The sequence below is a fragment of the Viridibacillus sp. FSL H8-0110 genome (assembly GCF_038003565.1).
Taxonomy (GTDB): Bacteria; Bacillota; Bacilli; order Bacillales_A; family Planococcaceae; genus Viridibacillus; species Viridibacillus arenosi.
The window spans coordinates 1,052,981-1,077,587 of sequence record NZ_JBBOPJ010000001.1; the positions used below are offsets into that span (position 1 = coordinate 1,052,981).

The 24,607-nt window shown below is 36.7% G+C and carries 24 protein-coding genes, 1 tRNA gene and 1 riboswitch; of the genes, 23 read left to right on the top strand and 2 right to left on the bottom strand.

Annotation, left to right across the window (positions count from 1 at the left end; all coding sequences use genetic code 11):
• Positions 1-177: 177 nt before the first annotated feature.
• The 3 genes from trxA (at position 178) to MHH98_RS05215 (ending at position 4,089) form a co-directional block, all read left to right on the top strand.
• On the top strand, positions 178-492 hold the full coding sequence (gene trxA, locus MHH98_RS05205; RefSeq protein WP_038187634.1) for a thioredoxin: 315 nt from the start codon (positions 178-180) through the stop codon (positions 490-492).
• Positions 493-715: 223 nt separating this feature from the next.
• Entirely contained in the window at positions 716-2,491 is a 1,776-nt protein-coding gene (gene uvrC / locus MHH98_RS05210) for an excinuclease ABC subunit UvrC (protein WP_038187631.1), read from the top strand.
• Between the two features lie 59 nt (positions 2,492-2,550).
• Positions 2,551-2,732: riboswitch (Lysine riboswitch) on the top strand.
• 124 nt (positions 2,733-2,856) lie between these two features.
• A complete protein-coding gene (locus MHH98_RS05215) occupies positions 2,857-4,089 on the top strand; it encodes an aspartate kinase (RefSeq protein ID WP_076034321.1) in 1,233 nt (410 codons plus the stop codon).
• Between the two features lie 60 nt (positions 4,090-4,149).
• Here the strand turns inward: MHH98_RS05215 and MHH98_RS05220 are convergent, their stop codons facing one another.
• Positions 4,150-4,563: a YslB family protein gene (locus MHH98_RS05220; RefSeq protein WP_076034322.1), complete on the bottom strand. Its 414-nt coding sequence runs from the start codon at positions 4,561-4,563 to the stop codon at positions 4,150-4,152.
• 272 nt (positions 4,564-4,835) lie between these two features.
• Between MHH98_RS05220 and MHH98_RS05225 the strand changes: the two genes are divergently transcribed.
• The 16 genes from MHH98_RS05225 (at position 4,836) to MHH98_RS05300 (ending at position 16,572) form a co-directional block, all read left to right on the top strand.
• Positions 4,836-5,444, top strand: coding sequence for a succinate dehydrogenase cytochrome b558 subunit (locus MHH98_RS05225; protein WP_038187621.1), 609 nt, complete (start codon positions 4,836-4,838; stop codon positions 5,442-5,444).
• Positions 5,445-5,506: 62 nt separating this feature from the next.
• The gene (gene sdhA, locus MHH98_RS05230) at positions 5,507-7,264 is read left to right on the top strand and encodes a succinate dehydrogenase flavoprotein subunit (protein ID WP_038187619.1); all 1,758 of its coding nucleotides are present in this window, start codon (positions 5,507-5,509) and stop codon (positions 7,262-7,264) included.
• Between the two features lie 2 nt (positions 7,265-7,266).
• Positions 7,267-8,043 (top strand): succinate dehydrogenase iron-sulfur subunit, encoded by a 777-nt coding sequence (gene sdhB / locus MHH98_RS05235; protein WP_038187616.1) that lies wholly within the window; start codon positions 7,267-7,269, stop codon positions 8,041-8,043.
• Between the two features lie 165 nt (positions 8,044-8,208).
• A complete protein-coding gene (locus tag MHH98_RS05240) occupies positions 8,209-8,652 on the top strand; it encodes an acyl-CoA thioesterase (RefSeq protein ID WP_076034323.1) in 444 nt (147 codons plus the stop codon).
• 75 nt (positions 8,653-8,727) lie between these two features.
• Entirely contained in the window at positions 8,728-8,949 is a 222-nt protein-coding gene (locus tag MHH98_RS05245; protein WP_038187611.1) for a helix-turn-helix domain-containing protein, read from the top strand.
• 75 nt (positions 8,950-9,024) lie between these two features.
• A complete protein-coding gene (locus MHH98_RS05250) occupies positions 9,025-9,483 on the top strand; it encodes a MarR family winged helix-turn-helix transcriptional regulator (RefSeq protein ID WP_076034324.1) in 459 nt (152 codons plus the stop codon).
• A 10-nt stretch (positions 9,484-9,493) separates the two neighbouring features.
• On the top strand, positions 9,494-10,294 hold the full coding sequence (racE, locus tag MHH98_RS05255; RefSeq protein ID WP_038187605.1) for a glutamate racemase: 801 nt from the start codon (positions 9,494-9,496) through the stop codon (positions 10,292-10,294).
• Between the two features lie 89 nt (positions 10,295-10,383).
• On the top strand, positions 10,384-11,145 hold the full coding sequence (gene rph / locus MHH98_RS05260) for a ribonuclease PH (protein ID WP_038187601.1): 762 nt from the start codon (positions 10,384-10,386) through the stop codon (positions 11,143-11,145).
• The gene (locus tag MHH98_RS05265) at positions 11,142-11,744 is read left to right on the top strand and encodes an XTP/dITP diphosphatase (protein WP_038187600.1); all 603 of its coding nucleotides are present in this window, start codon (positions 11,142-11,144) and stop codon (positions 11,742-11,744) included. The genes rph and MHH98_RS05265 overlap by 4 nt, the downstream gene beginning before the upstream one ends.
• 3 nt (positions 11,745-11,747) lie before the next feature.
• Positions 11,748-12,260, top strand: a complete 513-nt coding sequence (locus tag MHH98_RS05270; RefSeq protein WP_340708777.1) for a metallophosphoesterase — start codon at positions 11,748-11,750, stop codon at positions 12,258-12,260.
• Positions 12,261-12,331: 71 nt separating this feature from the next.
• A tRNA-Arg gene (locus MHH98_RS05275) sits at positions 12,332-12,405 on the top strand.
• 320 nt (positions 12,406-12,725) lie between these two features.
• Positions 12,726-12,995, top strand: a complete 270-nt coding sequence (locus tag MHH98_RS05280) for a hypothetical protein (RefSeq protein WP_038187594.1) — start codon at positions 12,726-12,728, stop codon at positions 12,993-12,995.
• A gap of 115 nt (positions 12,996-13,110) precedes the next feature.
• Positions 13,111-13,347 carry a hypothetical protein gene (locus MHH98_RS05285; RefSeq protein ID WP_143690991.1) on the top strand — a complete coding sequence of 79 codons (237 nt, stop codon included), beginning with the start codon at positions 13,111-13,113 and terminating at the stop codon, positions 13,345-13,347.
• Between the two features lie 193 nt (positions 13,348-13,540).
• Positions 13,541-14,956 carry a purple acid phosphatase family protein gene (locus MHH98_RS05290; protein WP_038187591.1) on the top strand — a complete coding sequence of 472 codons (1,416 nt, stop codon included), beginning with the start codon at positions 13,541-13,543 and terminating at the stop codon, positions 14,954-14,956.
• 484 nt (positions 14,957-15,440) lie between these two features.
• Positions 15,441-15,818 carry an SET domain-containing protein gene (locus MHH98_RS05295; protein WP_038187588.1) on the top strand — a complete coding sequence of 126 codons (378 nt, stop codon included), beginning with the start codon at positions 15,441-15,443 and terminating at the stop codon, positions 15,816-15,818.
• A gap of 550 nt (positions 15,819-16,368) precedes the next feature.
• Entirely contained in the window at positions 16,369-16,572 is a 204-nt protein-coding gene (locus MHH98_RS05300) for a cold-shock protein (protein ID WP_038187584.1), read from the top strand.
• 175 nt (positions 16,573-16,747) lie between these two features.
• On the opposite strand, the gene MHH98_RS05305 is transcribed toward MHH98_RS05300, so the two are convergent.
• Positions 16,748-17,578 (bottom strand): formate/nitrite transporter family protein, encoded by an 831-nt coding sequence (locus MHH98_RS05305; RefSeq protein ID WP_076034325.1) that lies wholly within the window; start codon positions 17,576-17,578, stop codon positions 16,748-16,750.
• Between the two features lie 1,057 nt (positions 17,579-18,635).
• Here MHH98_RS05305 and MHH98_RS05310 point away from each other — a divergent pair.
• The 4 genes from MHH98_RS05310 to MHH98_RS05325 all read left to right on the top strand — a co-directional run bounded on the left by MHH98_RS05310 (position 18,636) and on the right by MHH98_RS05325 (position 24,605).
• Positions 18,636-19,829: a NupC/NupG family nucleoside CNT transporter gene (locus tag MHH98_RS05310; RefSeq protein WP_038187579.1), complete on the top strand. Its 1,194-nt coding sequence runs from the start codon at positions 18,636-18,638 to the stop codon at positions 19,827-19,829.
• 186 nt (positions 19,830-20,015) lie between these two features.
• Positions 20,016-21,812 carry an oligoendopeptidase F gene (pepF, locus tag MHH98_RS05315; RefSeq protein ID WP_340712265.1) on the top strand — a complete coding sequence of 599 codons (1,797 nt, stop codon included), beginning with the start codon at positions 20,016-20,018 and terminating at the stop codon, positions 21,810-21,812.
• A 247-nt stretch (positions 21,813-22,059) separates the two neighbouring features.
• The gene (locus MHH98_RS05320) at positions 22,060-23,586 is read left to right on the top strand and encodes a sugar ABC transporter ATP-binding protein (protein WP_076034326.1); all 1,527 of its coding nucleotides are present in this window, start codon (positions 22,060-22,062) and stop codon (positions 23,584-23,586) included.
• Entirely contained in the window at positions 23,571-24,605 is a 1,035-nt protein-coding gene (locus MHH98_RS05325; protein ID WP_340712266.1) for an ABC transporter permease, read from the top strand. The genes MHH98_RS05320 and MHH98_RS05325 overlap by 16 nt, the downstream gene beginning before the upstream one ends.
• Positions 24,606-24,607: the final 2 nt, after the last annotated feature.

The following is a 24,607-nucleotide window of genomic DNA, read 5'->3' on the forward strand; positions in this document are numbered from 1 at the left end:
CTGTAAACGGTCATACTATTTACAGGGTTTTCTTCATCCAAGCATACATACTAACGTGTGATAGACGTTTTTTACTATCGTTATTGCAAAATAATGCTGTTATAAGCATAACAGTCGCTCGTGCTTTTCATCCATGCTATACTACCGTTATACGTAAGTTGAAGGAGGATATTTAATATGGCAATCGTACACGCAACAGATGCAAGCTTTTCACATGATATCGCAGAAGGTTTAGTACTAGTTGATTTTTGGGCAACTTGGTGCGGACCTTGTAAAATGATCGCTCCTGTTTTAGAAGAACTAGATTCTGAATTAAACGGTGCAGCTAAAATTGTTAAAGTTGATGTAGACCAAAACCAAGAAACAGCAAGCAAATTCGGCATTATGTCAATTCCAACTCTATTATTATTCAAAGACGGAGAGCCAGTTGATAAAACTGTTGGTTTCCAACCGAAAGAAGCATTAGCTGAATTCATTCAAAAACACGCTTAATCTTTGAAAAAATGAATATTAAACCGGGTTCCTACAATGGTTCCCGGTTTTTTTTAGAATTAATAGAGATTAAAACTATTATGTAAAGAATATAAATACAGCGCCTAGACCTCGAGGTCAAAAGCTCAATTGACGTGGAGGTTATAGAATAACCTTTAGGTCAATTCGCCTATGATTGCCGGAACTGAACAAGGTGCTCGCACTTTTTTAAGAAGGTGATAAGATGAACGAATTAATAAAACAAAAATTGGCCATTCTACCTGACCAACCTGGATGTTATTTGATGAAGGATCGTCAAGGAACAATTATTTATGTCGGCAAAGCTAAAGTATTAAAAAATCGCGTACGTTCTTATTTCACAGGCAGCCACGATGGTAAAACGCAAAGACTTGTTAGTGAAATAGAAGACTTCGAGTACATCGTGACATCTTCGGATATAGAGGCATTTATCTTAGAGTTAAACCTCATTAAAACTCATGATCCGAAATACAACATTATGCTGAAGGATGACAAGACGTACCCATATATTAAAATAACGAATGAGAAGCACCCGCGACTGCTTATTGTCCGCAAAATAAAAAAGGATAATGGTAAATATTTTGGGCCTTATCCGAATAGCTTTGCTGCAAATGAAACGAAAAAATTACTTGATCGCTTATATCCGCTAAGGAAATGCACAAATTTACCGAATCGAGTTTGCTTATACTATCATTTAGGACAATGTCTAGCTCCTTGTGTAAAAGAAGTTGAGAAAGAGCAATATCAAGAGATCATTCAAGGTATTACGAGTTTCCTAAATGGTGGGTACGGAGAAGTCAAAGAAGATTTAAATGCAAAAATGCTCGATGCAGCTGAAAAATTAGATTTCGAACGAGCAAAAGAATATCGAGATCAAATTTCACATATTGAAACTGTCATGGAACGTCAGAAGATTACGCTTACGGATTTAACGAATCGTGACGTTTTTGGTTATGCGGTTGATAAAGGTTGGATGTGTATCCAAGTATTCTTTGTAAGACAAGGAAAGTTGATTGAAAGAGATGTTTCGTTATTCCCTATTTATCGAGATCCTGAGGAAGAATTTTTAACATTTGTGGGGCGCTTTTATGAACAGGCAGAACATATCAAGCCAAAGGAAATCTTTATACCTTCTAATATTGAAGGAGACCTTCTAGCTACAGTACTTGATTTAAAAGTGACGATACCTCAAAGGGGAAAGAAAAAAGAGCTTGTTGATTTAGCGAGTAAAAATGCTCAAATTGCTATCTCTGAGAAGTTCCAGTTACTTGAGCGTCAAGAAAAAAGAACAATAGGTGCCTGCGAAGAATTGGGAAATGCGATGAATATTGCGATACCGCTTCGCATAGAATCATTTGATAACTCCCATATTTTTGGAGCGGACGCCGTCTCAGCGATGGTAGTTTTTATTGACGGTAAGCCTAGCAAAAAGGATTATCGAAAATATAAAATTCAAGTTGCAGCAAAGCACGACGATTACGGTGCAATGCGAGAAGTCATTCGCCGAAGATATACTCGTGTATTAAGAGATGGCTTACCTTTACCCGATTTAATCGTTATTGATGGTGGGAAAGGACAAATGGAAGTAGCAAGAGAAATCTTAGAAGATGAGCTTGGTTTAGATATTCCTATTGCAGGTTTGGCAAAAGATGATAAACACCAAACTTCTCAATTGCTGTATGGCTCGCCGCCAGAAATTATTCCGTTGAAGAGAACGAGTGAAGCGTTTTATCTTTTACAAAGAATTCAAGATGAAGTTCACCGTTTTGCTATTACCTTCCATCGCCAATTACATGAAAAGAATGCCATTACATCTGTTCTCGATGAAATTGAAGGAATTGGACCAAAAAGAAAGCAACAGCTTCTCAAACAATTTGGATCTGTTAAAAAAATTCGTGAGGCATCCTATGAAGAATTAGTAGCTGCGAATGTACCAAAAAAACTAGCTCAAACCATATTTACTTATTTTTCTGAAAAATAAATTGTAGTAATCTGAAAATTGTGTTAAGGTAACATTACTATTATAAATAATCACTATTTAGTGATGATAGAGGCGCGGATTTCAAGAGTAATCAGCAAGAGGATGAGTAGATCCTATGACTGCTGACGAAAGGGGAGGCCGCCGAAGTGATAAATTGACTATTTCCAATTTATTACTGGTTCTGCATTTAACAAGTGTAGAATTGTCAGATCCGTTTCGGTTCTGGAGGGCTATCTCACATGAATGTTCTTTTGAACGTGCATGCTACGAGGCGGCTTTTCACACTTAAACGTGTGAAAGGCTGCTTTTTTCATAAGATGTCATTGTGAATACGGTCGTCATAACAAATAAGGGAGAGGTTATGGGTGAGTTGTTTAGTTTTTAAATTTGGTGGTACATCAGTTGCAACGATTGAACGCGTATTGCATGTGGCAAAGCGCATTCAGAAAGAGAAAGAAAAGGGTTATGATATTGTCGTTGTTGTTTCAGCGATGGGCAAAACGACGGATAAGCTTGTAGAAATGGCACATGAAATTATGCCAAATCCATCGAAACGAGAAATGGATACGCTCTTAACAACAGGTGAGCAGGTGACTATCTCATTATTATCGATTGCATTACAAAGTTTAGGGTTATCAGCGCAGTCCTTCACTGGTTGGCAAGCTGGAATTTTAACGGAGGCAATTCCGAGTGATTCTCGCATTGTTGAAATTCAGTCTGGAAAGGTGCGAAGAACGTTGGATAAAGGCCATGTTGCAGTAGTTGCAGGCTTCCAAGGAATCGATAGTAATAACAATATTACAACCCTAGGTCGCGGAGGATCAGATACGACAGCAGTTGCTTTAGCTGCAGCATTAGGTGCTGAGCGCTGTGATATTTATACAGATGTTGATGGTGTGTACACTTCAGATCCACGTTATGTTCCTAAAGCTCGCAAACTACAAGAACTGTCATATGATGAAATGTTAGAATTAGCAAATTTAGGGGCAGGTGTCTTACATCCACGTGCCGTAGAGTTTGCAAAAAACTACAATATCCCATTAGCAGTTCGCTCTAGTTATGTAGAAGATGAAGGAACAATTATGAAGGAGGAAGTAGAAGTGGAAAAAGATTTAGTTGTACGTGGAGTAGCATTTATGTCAGATATTGTTCGAGTAACGGTAGGTTACGAGGGGAATTATAAAGGTTCTTTAGTCAATATTTTCACAGTTTTAGCTGATAATCATATTAACGTTGATATTATCGTTCAAACTATTCTCGAAGGGGTAGAGCCTTCAGTATCATTTACTATTACAAAAGAAAATTTAGCAGATACTGCTCGAGTCTTAGAAGTTAATAAATCTAAAATTGGTTATTGTCATGTGAATTATGAAGAGGACGTAGCTAAAGTATCGATTGTAGGTTCTGGTATGGTATCTAATCCTGGCGTAGCCGCAAAAATGTTCGATCGCTTACATAAAGAAAACATTACATTAAAAATGGTAAGTACTTCTGAAATTAAAATTTCTGTTGTCATTCCACAAGAGTCGATGTTGCTAACTGCAAACGCATTACATGATGAATTTGAATTGGCAGCTAGTCTAGCAATTCAAGTTTAATTAAATAAAATAAAAAGAAGCTGACTAGCCATCTTGAACAGATATTTAGTCAGCTTCTTTCTATAGTTGGTCTTTTAAATCCCATTTGACATGGAATCGTACAAGCCCACGCTTTGCTTTCTTTTCGTCGTAGCATTCTGTTAAGAAACCACTGATTTTCTCTTGTTGAGCTGCTAGGAAGCCACTTTCAAGACGGAAGCAGCGTTTTTCAAATTGCATAGCCTCAGGATCTCCAGTGAGAGTATAAAACGTTTCATCTTTAGATTGTTTTTCTATAGAAAGCTCTCCCCATCCTGCTTCTTGGAAAAATGAAACAGCTTCTTCCATACTGTATAAAGGAAACTTGCGGGCTAACTCTTTACCGCACCAATATAGGATATCTTCTTCGTTTTTTCCGAGAACAGACGAGAGAACGTGATCTCTGATTAGTTCGTAACCAAATAATGGGAAGTGTTGAGTGTTTGTAGATGACATGATTTGCCTTCTTTCATTTAATTTTGTCTAATTTTTGTCAGAGTTAGAGAATAGCGTTTTCTGGTAGAATATTTATGTATTTACGAGAAAAAAACGTGATTTAATGGTACCTAGAAATAGTGCTAGTTACCTTGACGCTCTGCCATGATGAGAGTACAATGAACTTGTCATAATATTGTACCATGATGAAATATGCAGTCAATGGATACCACGTTGGAAAGCGTTGGTAGTTGTTCGTCTGTCTATTTTCAGTATTAAGGGGGGTAACAGTTTTGTCGAAAGATCGAGAGTTTTATTGGCGTCGACTACATTCACTTCTTGGAATTATTCCAGTTGGACTGTTCTTGACGCAACACTTGTTTATTAACTTTACAGCAACAAAAGGTGCAGAATCATTTAACACAGCAAGTGAATTTATGGGGAGTCTCCCATTCTTATGGGCTCTAGAATGGATTGTAATTTACATTCCATTAATGTTCCATGCTTTTTATGGTGTGTACATAGCCTTCACTGCACAACCAAACACTAAACGTTTTAGCACTTTCCGTAACTGGATGTTCGTATTACAACGTTTCACAGGAGTATTCCTAGTTGTATTTATCGCTTGGCATATTTTCCAAACTCGTATCCAAAAAGCACTTGGAACTGAAGTTGATTACGACATGATGGCAGATGTACTATCTAATCCTTGGATGGTAGCATTCTATATCGCTGGTATTATTTCAGCAACTTTCCACTTAGCAAACGGTGTTTGGGCATTCCTAGTAAGCTGGGGAATTACTCAATCTCCAAAATCACAAAAAATCGCAACATATGTTACTGTTTTAATTTTCTTAGTGTTATCTGTAGTCGGCGTATCGGCTTTACTTGCATTCGTATAAGGCAGTGCACTTAAACTCATGAAAGCGCTTGATTACTAATTGAAAGAGGAGTGAGAAATATCATGGCTAAAAGCAAATTGATAGTCGTTGGCGGCGGTCTTGCTGGTTTAATGGCTACTATGAAAGCAGCCGAAATGGGCACAGAAGTTGAATTATTCTCATTAGTACCAGTAAAACGCTCACACTCTGTATGTGCACAGGGCGGAATCAACGGTGCTGTTAATACAAAAGGTGAAGGGGATTCTCCATGGGTCCACTTTGATGATACAGTTTACGGCGGGGACTTCTTAGCGAACCAACCACCAGTAAAAGCAATGGCTGATGCTGCACCAGGAATCATCCATTTATTTGACCGTATGGGTGTTATGTTCAACCGTACACCAGAAGGTTTATTAGATTTCCGTCGTTTCGGTGGTACTTTAATGCACCGTACAGCATTTGCTGGTGCGACAACAGGACAACAACTTCTATACGCTCTAGACGAACAAGTTCGTAAATGGGAAGTAGAAGGCTTAGTTACAAAATACGAAGGTTGGGAATTCTTAGGACTAGTTCTTGATGACGAAGGCGTTTGTAAAGGGATTAAAGCACAAAACCTTACAACTCACGAAATCAAAGCATTCCGTTCTGACGCAGTGATCATGGCAAGTGGTGGTCCTGGTATTATCTTCGGTAAATCAACAAACTCAATGATTAACACTGGTTCAGCAGCATCTATTGTTTACCAACAAGGTGCTAAATACGCGAACGGGGAGTTCATCCAAATTCACCCTACAGCAATTCCTGGTGACGATAAACTTCGTCTAATGTCAGAATCTGCTCGTGGTGAAGGTGGTCGTATTTGGACTTACAAAGACGGTAAACCTTGGTACTTCTTAGAAGAAAAATACCCTGCATACGGTAACTTAGTGCCACGTGATATTGCAACACGTGAAATCTTTGACGTTTGTATTAACCAAAAACTTGGTGTAAACGGTGAAAACGTTGTTTATCTAGATCTTTCTCATAAAGATCCACATGAACTTGACATTAAGCTTGGTGGTATCATTGAAATCTACCAAAAATTCGTAGGTGACGATCCACATAAAGTACCTATGAAGATCTTCCCAGCAGTTCACTATTCTATGGGTGGTCTATGGGTAGATTACGATCAACATACAACAATTCCAGGCGTATTTGCTGCAGGTGAATGTGATTACTCTCAACACGGTGGTAACCGTCTAGGAGCTAACTCATTACTATCAGCTATCTATGGTGGTAGTATTGCAGGACCAAACGCTGTTAACTACATTAAAGGTCTAGAAAAACATGTAGAAGATCTTCCTTCTTCAATTTACGATTCCGCAGTTGCTGAAGAACAGCAAAAATGGGATGATACATTGAAATTAGACGGTAACGAAAATGCATACCTACTTCACAAAGAACTTGGTGAATGGATGACAGCTAATGCTACTGTTGTACGTTTCAACGATAAATTAAGAGCAACAGATAATAAAATCATGGAATTACAAGAACGTTATAACAACATCAACATTAACGATACTGCTAAATGGAGTAACCAAGGTGTACAATTCACTCGTCAGTTGAAAAACATGATGGCTCTTGCTCGTGTTATTACTTTAGGTGCGTTAAATCGTGATGAAAGTCGTGGAGCACACTATAAACCAGACTTCCCAGAACGTGATGATGAAAACTTCTTGAAAACGACTATCGCGGAATTCACTCCTTCTACTGAGCCTAAACTAAGCTACGAAGAAGTTGATGTTTCGTTAATTCCACCACGTAAACGTGACTATTCTGCAAAGAAAGGGGATAAATAATCATGGGACAAGCAGTTGAAACGAAATATATTACTGTAGAAATTGAACGTCAAGATACAACGGATTCACAACCATATTGGGAAAAATTCAACGTACCTTACCGTCATGGTATGAACGTAATTTCTATATTAATGGAAATTCAACGTAATCCAGTAACTGCAGATGGTAAAAATACATCTCCAGTTTCATGGGACATGAACTGCCTTGAAGAAGTTTGTGGAGCATGTTCAATGGTTATAAACGGTCGTCCTCGTCAATCATGTTCAGCGTTAGTTGACCAACTAGAACAACCTATTAAATTACAACCAATGAGCACTTTCCCTGTCGTTCGTGACCTACAAATAGACCGTAGCCGCATGTTCGATTCACTTAAAAAAGTGAAAGCATGGGTTCCAATTGATGGTTCTTATGATCTTGGTGAAGGCCCACGTATGCCAGAACGCAAACGTGAATGGGCTTATGAATTATCTAAATGTATGACTTGTGGTGTTTGTCTTGAAGCATGTCCTAACGTGAATACTCATTCTGATTTCATGGGACCAGCTCCACTTTCACAAGTACGTTTATTTAATGCTCACCCAACAGGTGCAATGAACAAAGACGAACGTCTAGCTGCAATCATGGGCGAAGGCGGTCTTGCTAACTGTGGTAACTCTCAAAACTGTGTAGTTGCATGTCCAAAAGGTATTCCTTTGACTACTTCTATCGCATCTTTGAACCGTGCTACTACAGTACAAATGTTCAAAAACTTCTTTGGTTCTGACCATATGGTTGACTAATCTATTATTGAAAAGTAACAGATTAGAAACTTTTAAAGCAGCTTCACACTTATGTGTGGAGCTGTTTTTTTGCGTCATATACAGAAGATTTGACCGTGTTAATCTTTGGAATTTTCTGTTATAATTAAATGAATAACTGTTCATTTTTTCAGAGGGGGAAATACCATGCAATCGTCATACATTAGCAATATGGAAGAATGGAAAAAAGGGTTTTCATTTTCAGTACCTGTGCAAGTGAGGTTTTCAGAGACTGATATGTTTGGGCATATGAATAATACTGTACCAATCACATATTTTGAATATGCACGAATCGAATTTTTGAAGCATCTTGGTTTTATGGAGAAATGGATGCAAGGGGACGAAGAAGCTATTCCAGTTGTGGCAGATATTCAATGTGATTATGTGAAGCAAGTGTACTTCGAGGAGCAGTTGAATATTTTTGTGAAAATAGAGAATATCGGCAACTCATCATTAGATCTACATTATTTAGCGATCAATAATAAGGAAGAGATGTGTTTTACAGGACGCGGAACAATTGTGCAAATGAACCGTCAAACAGGGAAGTCTATAAGATGGAATGAATCACAATTACAAAGTGTTCAAGCATAAAATTTGAATAGCCGTCACCGCTTTGCTACTTCCGACATAACCTACATGGAAGAGGGGATTGGAGGGCCGCGTGTGATGAGTCATTCACATCATCGTTCATTGTTAACAAAGCGTGAACGTGAAATTTTTCAATTACTTGTAAAAGACTTTTCGACAAAGGAAATAGCCACACAACTTCACATAAGTGAAAAAACTGTGCGCAATCATATTTCCAATACTATCCAGAAACTCGGTGTGTCAGGCCGTGCACAAGCGATGATAGAGCTTCTTCGTCTAGGAGAATTGTCTTTAGGATGATTGTGCTCTTGCCATTTTCGTCAAAACACTTCACAATAAAGGGATAAGTAATCCTTTTGAGGAGTGAAGGTTCACATGACAAATCAAGATCAAAAGTCCACACATGATGCTGAACAAGTAGCATTTTTGGAAAAAGAACTTCGACATATTTCGGCATTAATTAAGCAGAAGGGTCGAGAAATATTAAGTAATTATACAATTACACCTCCGCAATTCATTGCGTTACAATGGCTTCATGAGATTGGTGACATGACAATTGGAGATTTATCAAATAAAATGTATTTAGCGTTTAGCACAACGACTGATTTAGTCGATCGCATGGAAAAAAATGCGCTTGTTAAACGTATACGTGACAATGAGGATCGTCGAGTTGTTCGAATCCATCTATTAGAAGAAGGCGAACGTATAATTGAAGAAGTGATTGTAAAACGACAAAAATATTTAAACGATATCGTAACAGATTTTAGCGAAACAGAAGTACTAGAATTATCAAGACTACTACACAAACTATATAACGAAATGAACCAGGATTGAGGCGGTTAACGTGAATGCTCCCATCGGAGTGATTGATTCAGGTGTTGGTGGACTAACCGTTGTAAAAGAAATGCTACGATTACTACCGAACGAATCCATATATTATATTGGTGATACTGCAAGATGTCCGTATGGACCACGTTCACAAGAACAAGTGAGAACCTTTACATGGCAAATGGCGGACGCATTGTCGAAAATGAATATCAAAATGCTTGTCATTGCTTGCAACACTGCAACTGCAGTTGCTTTAGAAAGCTTGCAAAAGAAATGTCCGTTCCCAGTTATCGGTGTTATTAACGCAGGTGCTAGAGCAGCGATTAAAGCGACGAAAAGCCATGACATTGTAGTCCTTGGAACAGAGGGTACAGTGAAGAGTGGTGCATATGATGAGGCGCTCTATTCACTTTCTTCATCTAGTAGAGTAACATCACTAGCTTGCCCGTCATTTGTTCCTTTAGTGGAGAGTGGCGAGTACGAAGGGGAATTTGCAGACCAGTTAGTTAAAGAAAGTTTACAACCATTACATCAAACAAGTTTTGATACGGTTATTTTAGGCTGTACACATTATCCACTTATTCAGCGGAATATTGAACAGACAGTAGGTGAACACGTTCATGTTGTGTCTTCAGCAGAAGAAACAGCCAAGGACGTCCAAGATCTACTGAGTTATCATCATATCGCAAGAATGGAACAATTAGCACCAGAGCACCGTTTCTTTACGACGGGCTCGGTGCCAATGTTCCGATTAATTGCGAGCAAATGGTTACCACTTCAGAAGATACAAGTGAAAAGAATTACTTTAACAAAGTAATAGCGTAAATAATAGTATAGTAAAAGCCCGAAATGATGGACATTTCGGGGTTTTACTATGAATAAAAACAACATAATTGGAGGTACATCATGACAAGAAATGATGGACGTAAAAAAGACGAGCTAAGACCGATTCAAATGGACAAGGACTATCTAATGCACCCGGAAGGCTCTGTTTTAATAACAGTAGGGAATACGAAAGTCATTTGTAATGCAACGATTGAAGAAAAAGTACCACCATTTATGCGAGGAGAAGGAAAAGGTTGGGTAACAGCAGAGTATTCAATGTTACCAAGAGCAACTGAATCACGAACACGCCGCGAAGCATCAGCAGGTAAAATCGGCGGTCGTACAATGGAAATCCAACGTTTAATTGGACGAGCTTTACGCGCAGTTGTGGATTTAGAAAAACTTGGAGAAAGAACAATTTGGATCGACTGTGATGTCATTCAAGCAGATGGAGGCACGCGTACAGCTTCTATTACAGGTGCATTTGTAGCAATGGCAGATGCGGTGGCGAAATTACAAGACGCTGGCAAAATCACACACTACCCATTAAAAGACTTCCTAGCAGCAACAAGTGTAGGTATCGCAGCTGAAGAGGGCGCTATTTTAGATTTAAACTATCTTGAAGACTCGGCGGCAGAGGTGGATATGAATATTGTTCAAACAGGTAAAGGACAATTTGTTGAGCTACAAGGTACTGGTGAAGAATCTACATTCTCTCGTGAACAATTAAATGAGCTTTTAGAATTAGGCGAATTAGGTGTCCAACAATTAATCAATGCTCAAAAAGAAGTGTTAGGTGAAGTAGCACTACGCATTGAACGTAATATGGAGGCGGTAAAATGAAACAAGTCGTAATCGCAACGAAAAATAAAGGAAAAGCGAAGGATTTTGAAGCAATTTTCGGTCCTTTAGGCTTTGAAGTCGTAACATTATTTGATGTAGCACCTGATTTAGAAATCGAAGAAACAGGAACGACTTTCGAAGAGAATGCCATTCTAAAAGCAGAAACAGTAGCTAACTTGCTTGGCAAAATTGTCATTGCTGATGATAGTGGCCTCCAAATTGATGCATTAAACGGTGAACCAGGTGTTTACTCAGCGCGTTATGCAGGCGATCATGATGATGAGGCAAATATGCAAAAAGCATTGAAAAACCTTGAAGGCGTAAAAGAAGAAGATCGTACAGCACGTTTTTGTTGTGCACTAGCTATTGCAGGACCAAATCAAGAAACAACAACTGTTTTTGGTACTTGTGAAGGCTTGATTTTAACAGAAAAACGCGGTACAAATGGTTTCGGTTATGACCCAATCTTCTTTGCTCCACAACTTAACAAAGCTATGGCAGAGCTAACACCTGCTGAAAAAGGAGCCATTTCCCACCGAGGTAATGCCATTCGCCTATTAGCGGATCAATTGCCAACTTGGGTATCAGAAGTGGAGTGATAAATGATGAGAATTCTAGTAATGAGTGACACCCACAGTGACGCTGCCGTTATAGAACAAGTCGTTTCGAATGTTCAGGATATCGATGCCGTGTTCCATTGCGGCGATAGCGAACTATCTTTTAATGCTGATGAATTACGTAATATGTACAAAGTAAGAGGGAATTGCGATTACGATAAACAATTTCCTGAAGACGTTATTGAAGAAATAGATGGGCAAAAAATATATATGACACACGGCCATTTATACAACGTCAAACTGACTCTATTACCACTTTCATATCGTGCGGCAGAAGTAGGCGCTAACCTCGTGTTATTTGGCCACTCACACGTGCTAGGAGCAGAGTTAATAGACGATAAGTTGTTTGTTAACCCAGGAAGCCTTCGCATGCCTAGAGGGCGTAAAGAAAAGAGCTATGCAATCATCGATTTTGACGGTACACAGTGGCAAGTCACATTCAAAACAGAATCAAATGAAATCATTACACAAGAGAATTTTTCTATATTAAAAAAATAATGTTGACACTTTCAAATATCTGATATATACTAAGTATTGTCTTTCCCGTTGGAACGCGGGATTGCACATTTGTCTCAGTAGCTCAGCTGGATAGAGCAGCGCCCTTCTAAGGCGTCGGTCGGGGGTTCGAATCCCTCCTGGGACGTAATAATATACACTCTGTACGTTCGTATAACAGTGTATATAAACATTAGGGATCAGGTCAGGGCTTCGGTCATTGAATCTGAATCCCTTTTTTGTTCCCACAATATTTTATGTATATGAACTAGATTATCTTTCGATTTGAATAGGTTAGAAGTTTATATAAAGTCGTTAGACACGTCTTAAGGTTAGATTCAATTGAAAAGAGCCAAGCTCATTTTTTATTATTTTCATTGCTGAATATAGGGTATACTTTTATAGTCCTATAATTTGCAGATAAAGTAGGAACTTAAAATTAATTGAAAGTTTTATTGGAGGTTTATTATGAATTACATAATTAGTAACAAACAAGTATTTGAACAGGCGCAGCTACGTCCGGTTTCAGACGTTCCATTTAGTGAAGAAGAACTTCAAAACGGTATGAAGTTAGCTGTCTCTAAGGTTGATGAGACCCTCTCTTTGTATTTAGTAGATGTAGACGGGCAGAAGAAATTCGATGTCCGTTGGGATGATTCGTCCGAACTTTTCAACGGTTGGTATTCTGCTTGGGATAATTTCTCTTGGTGCCTTAATATAGTTAATGGTCAAAAATGATCGGCTGTATGTTCATATTTACTACCTATAAATGATTAAGAAAGAGGTGAGGGATTACCAGTAATACAGTAATCCTTCGCCTCTTTTTCTAACTTCTTCCCTCATCCGAAATTTTATGAAAGATGAAGACATTATTCCAGGGCTCAACTATACACTGGACGAAAACGACAAGGTAAGTGCAATTATGACAGATGTTCAAACATATGTTGATGAAATGACTGCTGCTTTCATTACAGGGAAACAAGACTTTGGCAAGTGGGATGACTATAAGAAAACGCTTGATAAGATGGGCTTACAATCGTATCTTGAGATTGCTCAAGGAACATACGAACGTATGCAAAAACAAAAATAAGAGTAAAACTCATACTAAGGTTTCCTTCGTATGAGTTTTATTTTTTAGAAAAGGATGATTTATGGAGTCTAAAAAATATGAATATTTACAATATAATAATATTTTGTTAACAATATCAATAAATTACGATGCTATACTCAAATAGCTATCTGAAAGGGTGGTAATAGTTTAATATACTGGAGGATGAAATTCATTGCATAAAATCACAAAGCAAGTAATATCAACTGCCCTAGCATTATCTATTGTGGGTGGAGTTGGCGGTAATCTGTATTCTGCTGCAGAAGAATCAAATTCCACTACTGTTAGTAAGGTAACTGTCTCATTTAATGGTGATTCTAAAAGTTCGAAAGGATTTACTTGGTATACATCCCTAGCTTCAAAAAATAGTGATTTGCAAGTAGTTAAAAAAACAGGGAAGAAGTCAAACTTTAAAAAAGCTATGACATTTAAAGGAACAAAGAATATCTCTACTAATTCTAAGAAAGAATATGTACATAAAGCAAAAGCGACTGGTCTTAAGGCTGATACCGAATACTATTTCCGTGTCGGAGATGCTTCTAAGAATAGTTGGAGTGAAGTGGGAACATTCGAAACAGCGCCAAGTAAGGGTGCATTTACGTTTATTGACTTAGCTGATACGCAGGCCAAAACAGAACAGGAAGCCATTCTTTCTGCAGAAACAATTTCAAAAGCCATGGATAAGGTTCCAAATGCAGAGTTCATTGTTCACAATGGAGACTTACTTGACGACGGCGTAAAAGAGGAACAGTGGGATTGGCTATTAGGACACTCACAGAAAAGCCTGTTAAATACGACATTGGTTCCATCAGCAGGAAATCATGAAGATGAAAATTATGCTTTTATTGACCACTTTAATCTTGATACACCTAAAAAATCAGCAACTAAAACAGGTGCTTATTATTCATATGATTATAGTAACGCTCACTTTGTTGTACTGAATAGCAATGAAAACTCTGCAAAATACGCAAACTTTTCAGAAAAACAAGTGGAATGGTTGAAAAAAGATGTGAAAGCAGCAAAAGCAAAAGGTGCTAAATGGATTATTGTTAATATTCATAAAGGGCCGTACACAACTTCCAACCATGCAACTGATGATGATATTATGGGTCCAAATGGTGTAAGAAATCAGATTGCACCACTTATGGCTAAACTTGATATCGACTTTGTTCTTCAAGGCCATGATCATATTTATGCACGAACAAAACCGATCAATAGTAAAGGGACAGTTTCAAAAATCCAAAAAATTAGTGAAACTAAAAAGGGACAGAAAATTGAGTATGCTGTAAATCCAGATGGTTCAATTTATTTAATTCCTGCAACTGCTGGACCAAAAGTATATTACAAAAATCAAGATCCAGTGCTTGGAAATGCATTTTATAAACTGTTTGAAGTAGCAGATGAGAATCATGCAGCAATCTACGGCCCAGATCCAGACAACAATGATCGTCCAGCCCGCAGCCAAATTCAAAACTTCGTCGGTGTCACTATTGATAAAAATAAGCTGACTGCCGTAAGTTATGAAATCGATCAAAATAAGAATAACGCTAAACCTTATATTATTGATCAATTTGGTATTATTAAGAAATAATAGCGATTTAGGAAACAATGAAAAAATGGTTTTGGTGAGGGGGAATATTGAGTTAAATATACTTATGCGACCTTTACTAATACGCGAATAATTATCAACCATATACAACCGTGGAGGATTTAGTGAAGTCCAACTTATACAAAATTAGGGAGATCTCCAAGGTCTCCCTTTTTCATTGTTCACCATCAGTATGTTTGAAAGCTACCCCCTTTTAGGACAAGAAGAACTAACAATAATGAGCCATCAACCGGTCTCAGTAGAACGTAAGGTCACGATTTCCAAGCAGTGAAAATTTACTTAAGACGATTTTGTTTATGTGTTTAGTTAATCCTTGTTGCTCTAAAACACACATATTTTCAATCTTTCGGTGACGAAAAATATGTTTAATTTGTAATAAAGTCGTTTAAAGATAAATAAAAAGAGCTCAATGTTCAAATTAATGTTACAGTTAGAAAGAATAATTTAAAAGTGAGTAGGCGAAAACATGATAGAAGTAAAAACATCTCCATTAAGTGACGGAGAATTCAATAGAGGGGTATTTGCTACATGCGATATCCAAAAAGGAGAGCTATTACATGAGGCACCTGTAATTTCTTATCCAAACGAACAACATCAATACATTGAGCAAACTATACTCGCTGATTACGCTTTTGAGTATGGAATTGGCCAATCAGCTATCCTTCTTGGTTATGGAATGTTATTTAATCATTCTTATGAACCTAATGCGATGTATGAGATTAATTTTAAAAATCACACATTTGATTTCTTTGCTTATACAGACATAAAAGCAGGAGATGAAATTCTTATTAATTATAATGGCGACGTTGATGACAAAGATCAGCTGTGGTTTAATGAGGAATAAAAGGATGTATTGACGATTTCTTAGGGAATTTAGACTTGAAGAAAACCAATTTTTAAAAACACAATAACCATCTATCAAAGTAACTGATAGATGGTTATTGTGTTTTTAGGAACAAAATGAACCACTTTAATGAATATCTTCAAACTAACTGCCAGTTAACTTAAGTACATATCTTTACAAACGCTCATTATTTACTTGTTTTTATATAAAAACTGTTTTTTCTGTATTGTTTGGAAAATTGAGTAGTTTATGACAGGGAAAGAGGAGGTAAAACATGCTGTTATCAAGGGGCGACTTGATGCGAGATTATCTTCAGAAATTAACTTATTAACTAAGAACATACTGTTGATAATTGATAAGTTTTCTTTTGCACTAGACAAATAGGAATTTTTATTGTATAATAAATGTAATAAGATCGATTGCAAGAATAAAACTAATTCACATATTACAAAGAGTAATCGTGTTTTGTTTGATACTTTTTGTAATATGTGAATTTTTTCTTTTTCAAGAAATATGATATTATTTAATACAATTAATGGAGGTCATTTAAATGACACAACAAGGTACAGTAAAATGGTTTAATGCAGAAAAAGGTTTTGGTTTCATCGAAGTAGAAGGCGGAAACGACGTATTCGCTCACTTCTCAGCTATCCAAGGTGAAGGTTTCAAATCACTTGACGAAGGTCAAAAAGTTGAATTTTCAGTAGAAGATGGCCAACGTGGACCACAAGCTACAAACATCGTAAAACTTTAATTTTAATGATGTAAACAAAAAAAGAGGCTTCCTTTCATTAGGAAGCCTCTTTTTTATGTGTGAAGTTTATAATAATGTAATGTAGATACTGCTATTGATAGGCCCTTCTACGATATAGCCGTAGGTGTGATCGTATAGATATAGTTGCTTTTAATTTTATTATAATTATATTTATTTATTTTTTGTTCATATAAGAGTAATCCTCATCATCTTCTTGGAATTCATCTTCATCGTCCGAATTAGGTCCTCCCAAGTAATAATACAATAGAGCCATGAAGGCTGTTCCACCTACCATATTCCCTAGTATTACAGGAATGAGGTTATGAAGAGCTTTGCCAATTGAAATTGCATCAGGATGATCTAATACTAGAGCTATCGAGAATGTACTCATATTCGCGATAGAATGTTCATATCCCGAAATGAAGAAGCCGAATACTAAAAAGATCATTGTAAATAGCTTAGGACCATCGCCTTTTAATGCCATCGGTACGTAGAAAGCTAAACAAACAAGCCAGTTACAAAGAATAGCACGGAAGAAAAGTTCTGACGCTGGTGTATTCATTTTTCCTTCAACTACACTCATTAAGAATCCATTCACTTCATGTGAAGCGAATAAACCTGTTAAGGAGATTAAACCAGCGAAAAAAAAAGCACCAATTATATTGCCGCTATATGAAGAAATCCACATTTGAATGACTCTCTTCCATGACATATTGCCACGAAGAGCAGTGTAAGTAAAATAAAATGTATTTCCCGTAAATAAATCACCACCAGCATAAGCAATTAGAACAATTGCTATACCGAATGTTAAAGCAGCAATTGGATAAGCTACCGGAGAATGTTCAGCATAGAATAAGTTCCCTGTTTTAAATGCGACGATTACACCGAATCCGATAAATGCACTTGCAAGCATGGCCCGTAACAGATATTTTATAATGCTTTGATCAAATACTTTTTGTTTTTTGAGTGCCAATTTCTCAACATTACGTAGAGCTGTATTTTCCATAATTCCTCCTACTAGCTTGTGTTACTGATCTCAACATGTAACACATTGATATAATATCGTTAAGCTAAGATTACAAAAGTAGAAACTTCCATTTGTATTCATGAATTTGAAGAAAAGGGCCGATTGGATTCGGCAAAAGCCATAAAAAACTACAACAAAAAAGAAAAGGGTTTCGGAATGATGACATGCCGAAACCCTTTTCTCTACAACATGAAACAGCTTTTCAATTATGATAAGCCGTTTTCTCTGTTGGTATTCGTTCCTAAACGATTCGGCAAGATCAAATGTAATATAACCATATAAATGGGATGCGCTGGTGAATCTCCAGGCGTATATTTTAATATATTAAAACTGCTAAAATCAATAAGATATTTTTGGGAATTGATATTTTTTTGTTATGTATAGCTATGTTATATCACTATTATATTGCGACTATGCATGATAGATAGTAAGTCTATCTAATGAAGAGTTAGCTCTCAAAAAACACTTCGAATTTAAAAAATATTATGAATAAATGAGTGATTTTATTATGAAGCAGTTGAATTTAATTTATGAAGTTTTTAATAGTCGTTAAAATAATACCAATTGAAAAATGCCAATACTTATAATTAATTTTTCCGGAAGTTAATATACAGGTTTTAAGGATATAAATTTTCATTTTTTATGCAGGAAAATTATGATGAGGTAGAAGTGTGGTATTATTTACCTCATATATTTTGCAACCAATTTCTAGTAAGAAAAGAATGATGATACGTTTAAATATTATATTAAAATAATTTAAACTTTACTTTAAACGTTAATAATTAACATAAAATCAATGGGAAATTACAATATTAGGTATATATAAAGCAAATATTCCGAAAATAAATTTAAATTTGGTGAATATTTATTTTCTAAGTATAATGTTATAATGCTGAAGGAGATACTTTACATATCAGATTTATTTTGATAGTATTCGTAGTGGAAAATTCGAAAAGAATGACTTAAATTGATTTATTTCATTTAGATTTAGTTCTTATTTTAACTAAAAAAATTTCAAATATGTAGGAGGATAAATATGAACTTTGTTTTTTTAGTTACAGGTTTGCTGTTCGTATTTGTATTGGGTTATATATTCAGTTATAACCGTAAAAATATACGGATACGTCCAATTGCTATGATGTTAATAGCGCAGTTAGTGCTAAGTTTCTTTATTCTTAACACAACTATTGGTTTGAGCATCATTAGTGCTATATCAAAACTATTTGATACATTAATGGGCTATGGTGTTGAAGGTGTAAACTTTGTATTTGGCGGAATGGAAAATGAGCCTGGAGCTGTATTTTTCTTAAACGTACTGCTACCAATTGTTTTCATCTCTGTCCTTATTGGAATATTAAATTTCATTAAGGTACTCCCGTTCTTTATTAAATATGTAGGTATGGGTATGAGTAAACTAAATGGTATGGGTAAATTAGAAAACTATGTAGCTGTATCATCTGCTTTGTTTGGACAATCAGAGGTATTTTTAACTACAAAAGAGCAACTAAATAAGATTTCTAAACGACGTTTATATACGTTGTGTACTTCTGCGATGAGTGCTGTAAGCGTTTCCGTAATTGGCGCATACATGACAATGTTAGAACCTAAATACGTTGTTGTAGGGATTATCATCAATATTTTCTCAGCATTGATTGTAGCAAATTTATTGAATCCATATGAGTTAAAACCAGAAGAAGATTATACAGTAATCAACGATGAAGCTCATCATAAAGAAAAAGAATCTTTCTTCCAAATGATTAGTGAAGCCATCATGGATGGTTTTAAAGTAGCGGTTATTGTAGGCGCTATGTTGATTGGATTTATTGCTTTAATGGCAATGATTAATAATCTATTTGAAATAATATTCCAAATTTCATTCCAAGAAATCCTTGGGTATGTGTTTGCTCCAATTGCTTTCATCATGGGTGTTCCTTGGTCTGAAGCTGTTGCAGCAGGTGGTATTATGGCGACAAAACTTGTAACAAACGAGTTCGTAGCGATTCTAAGTTTCCAAGACATTGCTGCAGGTCTTTCAGCTAAAACAGAAGCGATAGTTTCTGTATTCTTAATAAGTTTCGCAAACTTCAGTTCAATCGGAATTATTACAGGTGCCGTTAAAGCCCTAAATGATAAACGAGGATCAGAAGTTGCATCATTTGGTTTGAAATTACTCTTCGGATCAACGCTTGCATCTATCCTATCAGCTACATTAGTTGGTTTATTTATGTAATTAGCTTTGATAATTACTGTTGCGAATTTGCATCTATTTTAATGACAGGTTCGCACATATTAAAAGTCCATCCAGAGTTTTCTGGTTGGACTTTTTTGTTTTGAATTAATAATGAAAGTCTCCAAGTTATACCAACTGGTGTGTTTTATATATAATGGAGATAATACTCAAAAAGGGGGACTGAAAATGACACAATATCAATCAAGAGCAGACGTGAAGATTGAAGAAACATGGGATCTCCAACATATTTACCCTAATATGGAGGAATGGGAGCAAGATTTTCAATCAGTTTTGAAGGATACGGAAAAATTAAAGCAATTCGATGGCAACATCAATAATGCACAGTCACTTTACGATTATTTAACTTTAAGTGAGATGGTCGGCTCCAAGTATAGAAAGCTGTATGCATATGCAATGCTTCAATCAGACCTGGATACAAGAGTACCAACTTCACAAGCTTTGGTAGATCGCTCTAGTCAATTAGGACAAAAAATAAGTAGTGCGACTTCATTTTTCATGCCGTTTTTATTAAGTCTTGAGGAAGACAAACTGAAATCCTACATACAAGAGATTGAAGGGCTTCGCTATTTCGAAGATGATTTATTAGAGTCATATCGATATAAGGCACATGTACTGAATAAAGATCAAGAAGCGATTTTATCTCAGCTTGGAGAAGCGCTTTCTTCCCCACAAAAGACGTTTGGGATGATTAATAATGCCGACATCAAGTTTGGTACCGTTACAAATGATGAGGGTAAAAGTATTGAACTTACCCGTGGCATGTACAGCAAATTGATGGAAGACTCAAATCGCGATAAACGAAAAGAAGCATATAAAGCGTATTATCAGCCATATGTGCAAATGCAAAATACGATTGCCAGTACATTGTCATCAGCTATTAAAAACAATGTGACACTTGCCAAAACAAGGAATTATCCATCAGCACTTGAGAAGTCGTTGTTTTCAGACGAAGTACCGATTGAAGTTTATGAGAATCTAATTGCAGCTACAAAAGCAAACATTCAGCCGATGTATGACTATGTAAAACTACGTAAACAAATCTTAGGTGTTGATGAGCTGCGTGCTTATGATTTAAGCGTGCCGCTAGCCCAAGAGGCGAAAGAGGAAATTTCCTATGATGAAGCATTTTCAATCATGCTTGAAGCACTTAAGCCGCTTGGTGATGATTATGTATCTACTCTAGCTGATTTCAAGAAAAATCGCTATTACGATGTAAGGGAAACACCTGGAAAACGTTCGGGAGCTTATAATATGGGTTTATACAGTGTACACCCATTTGTTCTTCTCAATCATCGAGATGACTTAAACAGCTTATTCACACTTGCCCATGAATCAGGGCATGCGATGCATTCTTATTATAGTTCAAAATATCAGCCTCAAATCAGTGCGGGATATTCTATCTTCGTAGCAGAGGTTGCTTCAACTGTTAATGAAATTCTGTTGATTCGCTACTTATTAAAAACAACTACAGATGAAAATAAGAAGAAGTATCTTTTGAACCACTTCATTGATTCCTTTAAAGGTACGTTTTTTACACAAGTCATGTTTGGCGAGTTCGAAAAAATAACGCATGAAAAAGCGGAAAATGATGAGCCATTAAATGCAGAAACTTTTAATACCGTTTATGAAAAGATTTTCCGTGAATATAATGGCGAGGATCTTGTTTTTGATGAAGAGGTGAAGTATGGCTGGTCACGTATTCCTCATTTCTATCGTCCTTTCTATGTGTACAAATATGCGACTGGCTATGCTTCTGCAATCGATATTGCAGATCGAATTTTATCTGGTGAAGAGGGAGCACTTGAAAACTACTTAAACTTCCTAAAAAGCGGTAGCTCCGAGTATCCACTAGAATTATTGAAGAAAACAGGCGTGGATCTTACGAAACCAGAACCAATTGAAAATGCATTAAAGATATTCAGTGAGCTTGTGGAAGAATTCGGTGGATTGTTTCAACAATAATAGAAAATAGATAGCCATAAATGAAATCGACAGTCTTTAATTAGAGAGCAGTTACATTAACTTGTAACTGTTCTTTTTGTTTATTATTTTATACGCAGTTGAAGATAGCGTAAATTTCTATTCCAGAACTTAATAACATGTCCGCGTCACAATCCGAAGATTACCCCCCTTTTTCCAAAAGATAACTCCTTACAATGAATATTCAGAAAATATAAAATTAAATAAATGGAAGGCGGTGGTGAAATTTATGGGAGAAACAGTATTGGAATTGAGAGGGATTACAAAAAAATTCCCTGGTGTCACTGCGCTAAATAATGTCTCATTTGTGTTGGAAAAAGGGCAAATTCATGCGCTGATGGGAGAGAATGGTGCAGGGAAATCGACCTTCATCAAAGTAATCACAGGTGTACATAAACCAGATGAGGGTGAAATGATCTTAGATGGAAAGGCAGTTTCTTTTTCAAATCCTAATGAGGCAAAGGCAGCAGGGATTGCCGCCATTTATCAGCACGTAACAAATTATCCAGATTTGAATGTTACAGAAAATATCTTCATGGGACATGAGAAAGTAAGTCCAACTACAAAGCGTCTACTTTGGAAAGAAATGCACGAAGAAGCTAAAAGAATATTACAGTCTTTAGGCTCCTCTATAAATCCGAAGCAAGATATGGGGACACTTAGTGTAGCGCAACAGCAAATTGTCGAGATTGCGAAGGCAATATCGACAAATGCAAGAATAATCATTATGGATGAACCGACAGCGGCCTTGACGGCACGAGAAAGTGAAGAGTTGTACCGTATTGCTGAAGATTTGAGAGATCAAGGAACAGCTATCATTTTCATTTCTCATCGTTTTGAAGATATGTATCGATTGGCATCACAGGTAACAGTATTACGAGATGCAAATTATATAGGGTCATGGGCAGTAAATGATATTTCAAATGACAACTTAATCGTCGCTATGGTTGGGCGCGAGATCAATCAAGTATTCCCACATAAAACACATGACATCGGTAAAGAAATCTTTCGTGTAGAAAGTTTAGGGAAGATTGGCTATTTTGCAGACGTTTCCTTTACGTTAAGGAAAGGTGAAATACTTGGTATGACAGGCTTAGTTGGTGCAGGTAGAACAGAATTGTGCGAAACATTATTTGGTATAGAAAAATATGATAGCGGTTTCATTTATCTGCATGGCAAGGAAATAAAGTTTAAAAATCCAAAAGATGCGATGAAACAAGGCGTTGGTTACCTGCCAGAGGACCGTCAGAAGCAAGGTCTCATTCTTCCTTGGGGAATTGGTAGAAATATTACACTACCAACATTGGAGAGCTTTACTAAAAGTGGCTGGCTTCATGAAAAAAGTGAATCACTTAAAGCAAAAGAGCTAGCAGAAAAATTAAATGTGAAAGCACAAAGTGTATTTGATCTTGTCAGCTCATTATCTGGTGGAAATCAGCAGAAGGTTTCGGTAGCGAAATTATTGATGACAGATTTAGATATCATCATTTTAGATGAGCCTACTAAGGGCGTAGATATTGGTGCGAAATCAGCTATATACGAAATTATTAATGAGCTGGCACATCAAGGTTATGGCGTGATATTAGTTTCTTCCGAAATGCCTGAGGTAATTGGTCTAAGTGATCGTGTAGCCGTAATGAGAGAAGGACGTATGGTGAAGATAATGGACCCTCATGAAATATCACAAGAATCAATTCTTGCTGCGGCAATGGGTGAGATGCCACAAGGAGGGGAAACAATTTGTCTACCAGTATGATGGATGAGACATTGCCAACTAATATTGAGAAAAAGGAATCGAAGCTAGCAAAGATAGGGCAATTTCGAGAAATTGGACTTCTTGTTTTCATTGTTATTTTAGTAATTGCTGTGCAGCTTCGAAATAGTAGTTTTTTAACTTTAGAGAATATTAGTGATATGGCAACGAATACAGCGATATTATCAATTCTTGCTGTTGGAATGATGCTAGTTCTTGTGACAAGAGGAATTGATCTTTCCATAGGGGCCACCTTGGCTTTGTCAGGCATGATTGTGGCACAGTTTGTGAGTAATCATCCAGGTACATCTCCAGTTATAGCTATTTTAATGGGGATCGGTATCGGCATTGTCTGTGGGCTTGTAATAGGTGGATTAGTGTCCTATTTAGGCGTGTTACCGATTATTGCGACTTTGGCGATGATGAACATATTCCGCGGGCTAACGTATATGGTCAGCGATGGTAGGTGGATTAGCTCTTATCAAATGTCAGAAAGTTTTGTTGGTATTGCTACGAGTAAGTTGTTAGGTGTTAATACGTTAATCATTATTGCATTAATTGTCTATGCTTTTGCGATTTATTTTATAGGACACACTCGTACAGGTAGACAAATTTATGCGGTTGGTAGTAATCCTGAATCTGCTAAGGTAACTGGGATTAGCGAGAAGAAAGTCTTCATTATTGTTTATACATTAATGGGCGGATTATCAGGTTTAAGTGGTGTCCTTTGGGTATCGAAATTTGCTTCAGCACAGGGTGATACAGCTACGGGCTATGAACTTAGTGTGATAGCGGCTTGTATTTTAGGTGGTGTCAGTATTGCTGGTGGAGCAGGGAAATTAAGTGGCGTCATTTTAGGAGCATTTTTAATCGGAATTTTAAATAATGCATTGCCACTTTTGAATGTATCTCCATTTTGGCAAAAGGGAATAGAAGGTTCGATTATTTTAGCAGCTGTTTTGCTTAATGTCATGGTGAAACGCGGTGTAGAGCGGAATAATTTGTTGAAGAGGAGGGTGTGATT